This window comes from Marinobacter sp. NFXS9 (assembly GCF_040148665.1).
Lineage (GTDB): Bacteria > Pseudomonadota > Gammaproteobacteria > Pseudomonadales > Oleiphilaceae > Marinobacter_A > Marinobacter_A mangrovi.
The window spans coordinates 1-7,616 of record NZ_JAGDDW010000030.1 but is presented as its reverse complement, the minus strand read 5'-3'; the positions used below and the strand labels follow the sequence as shown (position 1 = coordinate 7,616).

Below are 7,616 nucleotides of genomic sequence, written 5' to 3'. Positions count from 1 at the left end.
ACCGCTTTGACTTTGAACTCAGTGCTGTACTGCTGGGTTTTCTTCCCTGTGATCATTTCTGGCATCGGTGTGCTCCTGTTTCGGAGTTATCGATGCGTGTCCACTCGACTGGGGGAAGTCCACGGTCGGCTTGAGCCATTTGTTAAGCTTTCCTCCACTTAAACCTAATTCTGTGATGATGCACTGTATGAGGCAGCAAACGATCAAACTGTAAACGACCAGTAACGACTCCAGGAAAAATCCCAATTTCATTTGCAAAGTTCTTAATAGAACTGGCAGAAAAATCCCGTATGCTCACAAACTCTTTGTACTCCTTTTCAGGAATTAATGTTTTTTGAGCAAAAAGATCAGCCTCTTTCTCTTGTTTTAGATATTGCGGGTCGCTTTGACCATTCTCTAGAAATGTGGCTCTTTTATCGTGCAACAAAATATGCCCGATTTCATGCATTAAACTGAACCAAAAAATGTCGGACCAACTACCTCTAAGAGACATCATTATCACTGCTTTATTTTTATCTACCCAAAAGGTAGCACCGGTTGTGTAGGTCTTAGGAAAATGAGGGATCAAGACTAAAGCAACACCACAACTTGCCAATAGCCTCCCAAGATTTTCAATTAGGATATTGGGGTCAGTCTCAAAGGTAAGACCTTTGATATCAGATAAGCAGTCATTTAGTCGCTCGGGATTAAAGTCTTTTGTATTTTTACCGGACGCCACAATGTGGCCAGCTCTCAACCAGGCAGCAAGGGCTTCATGAGAAATACTGTCCTTTTCAACCTGCCTAAATGCGGGTGAATACTCTTTTACTTCACCTATATTAAAAAGCGAAGAAACACCAAAAAATTTTCTCAGCTCTTTGACCTTAGAGATTTTATTTCTGGTTTTCTCAACTAAGCCCAACTTGGAGAGTTCCAAATATGGATAGGAAGAAGCAACCTCCACCTCACCTTCAGCCTTTTGTTCGTCTACTTTTTTAGCAAGAACCAATCGATAACTGGCTTCCAAATTGCTCCAGAAATATGCGGGCACACCCACGACTTGCTCTAGCTGTAGTGCGGTCTCTGGTGTAATCGCTTTTTCACCTTTCAATATCTCGTTGATAGCTTGAGGGGGACGCCCCATTCGACGGGCTAATTCCGCCTGACTGACGCCCAACTCTTCAAGCACTTCCTCCAGATACTCTCCCGGTGGTATACCTAAATCTGACATATGTGCTTGTTCAGTCATCATAGTGCTTACTCACTTCTTCAATCATCGCAATGTTCAAGCAGTCGCCATCAACTGTGAATATCAGCCTGTAAAATCCCGTGAGCTTGACCGCGTATTGACCTTGCCGCTTCCCCTTAAGGGGATGGCACCTCAGGCCTGGCAACCCCATAAGATCATCAAGGTTCGCCACCGATTTGATGATTTCGATACGCTGGATGTATTTTCGAGCAACCTGATCGCCGAATTCTTTGACTGCGTGTTTCTGCTGCTTAAAGCACTTTTCTAGCTTTTTCTTGCGAAACTCGACTTTCAAAATCGGTGCACCCTAAGTGTAGACAAATTCGGAGGAGAATCGTTCACCCTTGGGGTGAAGAGTATACGCGATGGAGATGCTCGGGTCGACAGGCTCGGGGAGTGGTGAGAACAGGGGCGAGCTTAACGCCTTGGGTAAGCCGCCGGGACGGAGCGCAGCGTAGTACCGGTCGGCTTCACCCACTGGTTATGAGTCACTAGATTCCTCGCTCTCGATCTCCGAAAGCTTATCCATCAGGGCTTTTTGACGCTTTTCTCTTTCAGCCCGGTTCTTTAAGATTTCTGCTTTTCGATTTTTCATGTACTCGATAGGATTCCAATCTCGTTTTGGCTTTTTCGGAAGATCGGAATGCTGCCTGAGTTTTGAAGCAAGGTTATCCGCTTCAATGCCCAACTCCGAGTATTGGAGCTGCCGCTCCTCAAAACCTTCACTATAGTCTGGAGGTGAAGCTGCGTATTCGAAGGCAGCACTTATACGGTTATTTGCGACCTCTATGTTATTTGGGAAGGTCAGTATTTCGTACATTAGCTCAGCGGGTAAGGACTTCCATTCCACTGCTGCCGCTTCTGGAGCAAATTTAGGAACTTCTACTTGAATGCTTGAATAGCCTTCCTCATCAGGCTCCCCGTGGTAAAGGCCGTCATCACCAACGACCTCAACACAGCCTGCCACATAGCGATCAAGCATACTGATGACTTGAATCGACAAATATTGAGCGTCTTTCTTGTTCTTTCTGTGTTGAAACCACCATTCTTTGGCGACAGTAAGAAACACACCAAGAACAACGCCAACCAAGCCGTAAATCGCCTTATCCATAATGCCGATTCCCCATCCTCTCGTCTTGGCCGATCAAATATGGCTCAGATCATTGAACTCATAACGCCCGGCTCACGCGCCGGTTTGGAGCCGCGCAGCGGCGTAAAACCGGTCGCTGTGCAGCCGTTGGTTATAAGCCAATGTATCCCAAGGCCACATCGACTTCTGTGTAATCCCGAACCGATTTAGGGCTAGTAATACGATCCCCGACAGAGACAAAGTTGTAACCCAGAGTTTTGGAAGCTTTCTGATCCCAAGGCCCATCCCCGAAATAGGTCATGGAATCGTAATGACTCTTACCCGCACGCCTCTCGGCCAACCGCATGATCTCTGTTCTGCTGTAGTGATCAGAGGAAGAGGCCAGCGGTATAGAAGAGAAGTTGATACCTGCCGCACCAAGTTTCATCTTCGCGGTTTCGCTCCAGCCACCAGTCGCAAAAGCTACTGCAACATTCTTGCGTGCGACGAGCTGCGATAAGAACTCATACGCTCCGGGGATTGGGGATACAGCATGGCACGAAATGTAATCCGCTACTCGGCTCACAAACTGTTCTTTAACTTCTGCGGTGATCCTATCGTAGTCACTTTGAAGGCCCAGTCCATCAATCACCTCGGCAAGAATCCCGGAATCAGTCACATGCTGATAGCGGCTCCAGTCAGGCCCTATCGTCACTCCCAATACATCCTCGATAGCTGCTTGAAAGCACTCAGTATCGAAGTCGTATGACTCGACCAAGGTTCCGTCTATGTCGAATAAGACCAGATGCACAACCTCTCCCTTGGCTTATAACGCCAGCGGCAGGGGCGCGACGGAAGGAGCGTCCCTTGACCGCCATTGTTAACCATTCTTGTTCCGCTCCCAACGCAACTCTTGGGCCTGAATTTCATCGGTTCGAATCGAGCGATAAAGGTAGCTCCCTTCAAGCCGAATGCCGCCATTTACGACCCTAAGAAGTGAGGTCGAATACGAGAGCCGAGCTCGGTCTCTACTCTGCATATTCAAAGTAATAAAACCTTCCCAAATCGAACCAGTCACCGCCATATTTACCGTCGAGGCCGGCTTTTCGAGATCAGCACCCTGTATAATTACTGCTGAACCTGAAAGGTGATGTGCCTTTTGGTCAAGATAGAGGTCGAACTTTGCCTTGAGATCATCTTGCTCATCGACATGGGCAACCCAAGCTCCTGAAATATCAACGCCCTTATATGTCACTGCACGATACCAAGGGAGTATCTGTGTTTTATAGAGCAGCCCTAGCAAGTAGATCAGGGCTGCCGTAACGACACCACTGACCACTCCAAGAATTATTGACTCAATTGGTGACATGTAACTCCTTGTCAGACTTAATGGTTAACGCTGAAGCACAGCGGCGACCTTGGAATGGCGACGAAGGAGCCATGGAAAGGGCGTCCGGCGGCCATCGGCCGCGTACTGGTGCGTATTGTTATGCATTTTTGACAACCTCCCACTCCCTCTTCAACACTTTACGCCCTTGCTCCAAAAGCTCTTTGTAAGCCATGTGGAAATCTATATCTCCGTCTTTTCCTCGGGCGAGGCCATCCTCCATTCTGGCAATAATGCTGACTAGAGCCTGATGATCTTTTTCCTTGGGATTGATCATGAAGATAACTTGGTGCTTCAGATCTGTTATCCGTTGGTACTCTGCCTCAGTCCGGTCCTCGTATCCGATCTGCCAGTAATGCATGCAACTACTGGAGATCTCTGCCAACAGGGTGCGTAGCTCATTGATCCACTTTTGGCGCATGGGTCCGATCATGGCTCTCTTGGCAGAACGTGCGGCAACCACAGGCCCAAAGAAAACTGCGAGAATTGCGACAATTAGAGAGAGAATCGGAACCCAATTCATGTGTCAGACTCTTTATGCATAACGCCTGAGCGCACCGGCGCACTTTAGTGCGTCCGCGTGACGCGACTTGTTATGTGCGGCTAACTCCATTACCCGCAGAGGGTTTTAGTTTTCGCCATGCAAGCCAAGAACAGATGGCTCCGGCAAGAACGCTCCCTGGCAGAACAACGAAAAAGCCTAGAAGCCCCAAGCCATAATCATTGGCTAGCTCCGCACGAGTAGCCGCACCCATCGAATACATTTCATAGTACACGGACGCCTCGCTTAATAGCTGGTAAGCGAGGACCGCAGCCAACACGAAAACACCGAGACTAATAAAGAATCGCTTCATCGTTTTTGCACATAACGCGAAACACACCTGCGCCACGCCAGTGGCGTCCGGTGCTGTGTTTTGTTAGGGGCTCAGATACTTTAGGCTTTAGAGAATATGCCATTGCCTACAATGGCCCGCATCGTCTGAACATGCTTCAACAACCGATATAACAGAAAAAAATATGAGTAGCGAGAATGTCGCAATACATAGTGCTTTTAACCTAAAGCTGTCCTTACCAACCCGGTAAATTTTTATTGATGCTGTCAAACCACCTATGAAGAACGCAAAACAAGTATAGGTAATAAGGCCCTTAACAATCAGTTCTGCAAAACCAGCAGGCCCGTCACCACGAATTATAGTTCCATTTCTATAAATTAGTGCCAGCAGAGAAAGATTGATCAAATTATAGACAAAACATACAAGCACGCGCCATGCCCTGTTTTTACTATCGGGTTCGGACATATCGATCCGCAGATTCATAGAGACCCTTAACGCTGCGCACAACGGCGCCCTTGGAATGGAGGCGCAGCCGCAATGTAAAGGGCGTCCGGCGGCCACCGGCCGCGAATTGATGCGCCTGGTTATGTGCTTTACCAATATTTTCCATGTGTTACGACTCTTCCAGAGAAGCATTGTGCAACCGGGGTAAATAAGAGAGGAAACACAGTTTCTTCTCTCTCTTTGAGGGCAAAGCACAGCTCTTTACTAGCTTTCATTCCGTAGTCAGGCATATTTGTATTAAAAAGGTACTCTTCGCCAGACACGAACACGGAAAATGCAAAGCCACCCACCAGAGTTCCGGTTAGTTGCGCACCTCCGGCTGTCTGAACGTTGCAATAAATCGTTGTACCTCTAACCAATCCCGGCGGTTCAGAACCAAGGTATGGAAAGTAATACTCTCCTTCCGGATTCTCGCTTTTTAGCCTCCAAGCTTGTTCAAGATCTACGCCCCAGGCAAGAATATCTTCATCTTGCTCGGGATCCTCATACAACACCCAAATTGGGTGTTTTTTATACAGCTGATCAGTCAGATCCTGAAGGCCTACAAATTCAAAGTCCATATAGAACTCTCATTGGCACATAACGCTGAACACACCGGCGGCCGCTTTACGGCCGTCCGGTGCTGTGCCTTGTTAAAAGTTCTGGCGCACCACCGAATTCTCGGCCCCACCCAGAACGCCCATGCGGGCACCTGAAAGCACAAACACCGGGCTCTCAGAACCCCACCGATATAACCCGAAAATTAACCGGTCTGGAAAAACCTTTCGGTGAACAGCCCGGCAACCTGGGCACGATGCTGATGCAAAGTCCGGCGCGGATGCTGGCTGCCAAACCGGACGCGGATTTCAACGGCCTTGGCTAATCACGGAACACAATTCAGAACGCCAAACTGTCCGCCAAGGCCTTTGCACTGAGCCAACCAAATTGACCGCGGCCCTGACTTTTAACGCTGAAGCGCACCGGTGACTTTGACGTAGAGAAGCGAAGACAAAGGCATCCGCGTGACGCGCCTGGTTAGATTTTTTCGACTACCATTCAATGCCTGCCCTTGCAGTTTGACTGAAGTCACCCGGAATTTTTCTTATCCAGATTTTTTCTGGCTACACGAGAAGGCCATCTGACTGGCCATTTTTTCCCAGTCTCGTCAAACACATATACTCTTGCGATGTTTATAAGTGGCGGGTTCCACGGTAGATTTATATCTATCTCCGCCTTTCTGCCCTCATTGAGAGTAACCTTCTGCAACCGCTCTTTTTGCTCGTATGTCCACTGACCTTGAAGCCATTTAAAAGGACACAAAAGAGCTTTCCAGACGCTATACGGAGTCAGGTAGTACCGAATGAAGTCAATTGTTACGGGACGACGGCCTTTGGAACGAACAATTATCTTAAATTGTGAGTTTGATCCAGTTGAATCTGAAGTCGCATGGGAGCTCAAGTCAGCGGAGCAAACCAAGTTTGCACGATCCGCTCGGTAATGCCGATACCTCAGATATAGATTAACCAAGCCCGCAAGTGTCCCAATCGTCCCGGTGACAGCTCCCCATAATGCTAAATTTTGGATCATCTGATCTGGCACGTCTGTCTCCAGAAAATCTAACGCCCGGCGCAGCGGACAAATTGGAGCGAGGAACGAGCGGAAATTTGATCCGCCTGCCGCCGCTTGTTATGAAAGCCCATAGGCCAGCCCAACCACTATAAAAACACCGCTAACGACACCGAAAGCGCTATGAACCTGCATGAGCTTTGGGCTGCGCTTTACAAGGAATGCCAAGTAAGAGCCCAGCCAAACAATAAGCCCAAATATGCCCAGGTTCACTAAAATTGCAGCAAGCCCCTCAACCTCAAATGCATTCCCAAACTTGTCTCCATACACAGCCCTACCAGATAGCAGGTTATCGAACGTAAGGAATATCAGAAGGCCCACCACGAAGAGAACAGGGATCATTCCGGCCATATATATGAAGTTGGGTCGCTTACTCATACTCATAACGCTGAGGTAACCGGCGCCGGAGCGACAGCGGAGGGAACCAAAAGCGCCACACTTTTGGCGTCCGGTTGACCGTTTGGTTAGGCCTTTGCATTGGACTCACTCAGCGCCTTGCCCCAAATTGCTACTCTGTACGTAAAGGAGCCGGGGTCGCTAGCCTCGATGTTGATTGCCGCTGGGATAAAGCTTTTACCCTCGTACTCTGGAGCTGCGTTGTAACGAGTTACCTTACCCTCTTGGGCAAGGGGTAAAATGGCGTTTTGATCGGTACTCGCCTTAAGTTCAACTGCGAAAGCTGGCACATACACGACGTTCGGTGGAACATCTTCGCCCCCGAATTCGGAAGGTAGAAGCAGTAGCTTCTGAAGCTCTCCCTTCTGGACTAGCGCCTCAGCTTTCTCCCTTGAATCGACGCCGGAGTAGTCTGGACCCGTGTTGTTTTTCTTCAACCACCCAAACATCGTTGTCTCCTTGTGGACCTAACGCTGAGCACAGGGGCGCCCAGTCATGGGCGTCCAGCGGCCGCAGGCCGCGTCCTGATGCGACTGGTTAAATGCCGGTTACCCGGCAACTCATTCCGGCACCCAACCCGAATGCCAACTCCCG

Annotated in this window: 10 protein-coding genes; all 10 read right to left on the bottom strand. The window is 48.9% G+C overall.

Features of this window, described 5'->3' with window-relative positions; genetic code table 11:
• Positions 1-142 precede the first annotated feature (142 nt).
• The 10 genes from J3364_RS22370 to J3364_RS22325 all read right to left on the bottom strand — a co-directional run bounded on the left by J3364_RS22370 (position 143) and on the right by J3364_RS22325 (position 7,471).
• Positions 143-1,231, bottom strand: a complete 1,089-nt coding sequence (locus J3364_RS22370; RefSeq protein WP_349560381.1) for a HigA family addiction module antitoxin — start codon at positions 1,229-1,231, stop codon at positions 143-145.
• The gene (locus tag J3364_RS22365) at positions 1,221-1,523 is read right to left on the bottom strand and encodes a type II toxin-antitoxin system RelE/ParE family toxin (protein WP_219475977.1); all 303 of its coding nucleotides are present in this window, start codon (positions 1,521-1,523) and stop codon (positions 1,221-1,223) included. The genes J3364_RS22370 and J3364_RS22365 overlap by 11 nt, the downstream gene beginning before the upstream one ends.
• A gap of 186 nt (positions 1,524-1,709) precedes the next feature.
• On the bottom strand, positions 1,710-2,339 hold the full coding sequence (locus J3364_RS22360; RefSeq protein WP_349560380.1) for a hypothetical protein: 630 nt from the start codon (positions 2,337-2,339) through the stop codon (positions 1,710-1,712).
• 130 nt (positions 2,340-2,469) lie between these two features.
• Positions 2,470-3,108 carry an HAD family hydrolase gene (locus J3364_RS22355; RefSeq protein WP_349560379.1) on the bottom strand — a complete coding sequence of 213 codons (639 nt, stop codon included), beginning with the start codon at positions 3,106-3,108 and terminating at the stop codon, positions 2,470-2,472.
• A 69-nt stretch (positions 3,109-3,177) separates the two neighbouring features.
• The gene (locus J3364_RS22350) at positions 3,178-3,666 is read right to left on the bottom strand and encodes a hypothetical protein (RefSeq protein WP_349560378.1); all 489 of its coding nucleotides are present in this window, start codon (positions 3,664-3,666) and stop codon (positions 3,178-3,180) included.
• 118 nt (positions 3,667-3,784) lie between these two features.
• Positions 3,785-4,207 carry a hypothetical protein gene (locus tag J3364_RS22345; RefSeq protein ID WP_349560377.1) on the bottom strand — a complete coding sequence of 141 codons (423 nt, stop codon included), beginning with the start codon at positions 4,205-4,207 and terminating at the stop codon, positions 3,785-3,787.
• 418 nt (positions 4,208-4,625) lie between these two features.
• Positions 4,626-4,982, bottom strand: a complete 357-nt coding sequence (locus J3364_RS22340) for a hypothetical protein (RefSeq protein ID WP_349560376.1) — start codon at positions 4,980-4,982, stop codon at positions 4,626-4,628.
• Positions 4,983-5,110: 128 nt separating this feature from the next.
• Complete coding sequence (locus J3364_RS22335) at positions 5,111-5,581, bottom strand: hypothetical protein (RefSeq protein ID WP_349560375.1); 471 nt, start codon at positions 5,579-5,581, stop codon at positions 5,111-5,113.
• A gap of 1,105 nt (positions 5,582-6,686) precedes the next feature.
• A complete protein-coding gene (locus J3364_RS22330; RefSeq protein ID WP_349560374.1) occupies positions 6,687-7,004 on the bottom strand; it encodes a hypothetical protein in 318 nt (105 codons plus the stop codon).
• Positions 7,005-7,090: 86 nt separating this feature from the next.
• On the bottom strand, positions 7,091-7,471 hold the full coding sequence (locus tag J3364_RS22325; protein WP_349560373.1) for a hypothetical protein: 381 nt from the start codon (positions 7,469-7,471) through the stop codon (positions 7,091-7,093).
• Between the last annotated feature and the right edge of the window lie 145 nt (positions 7,472-7,616).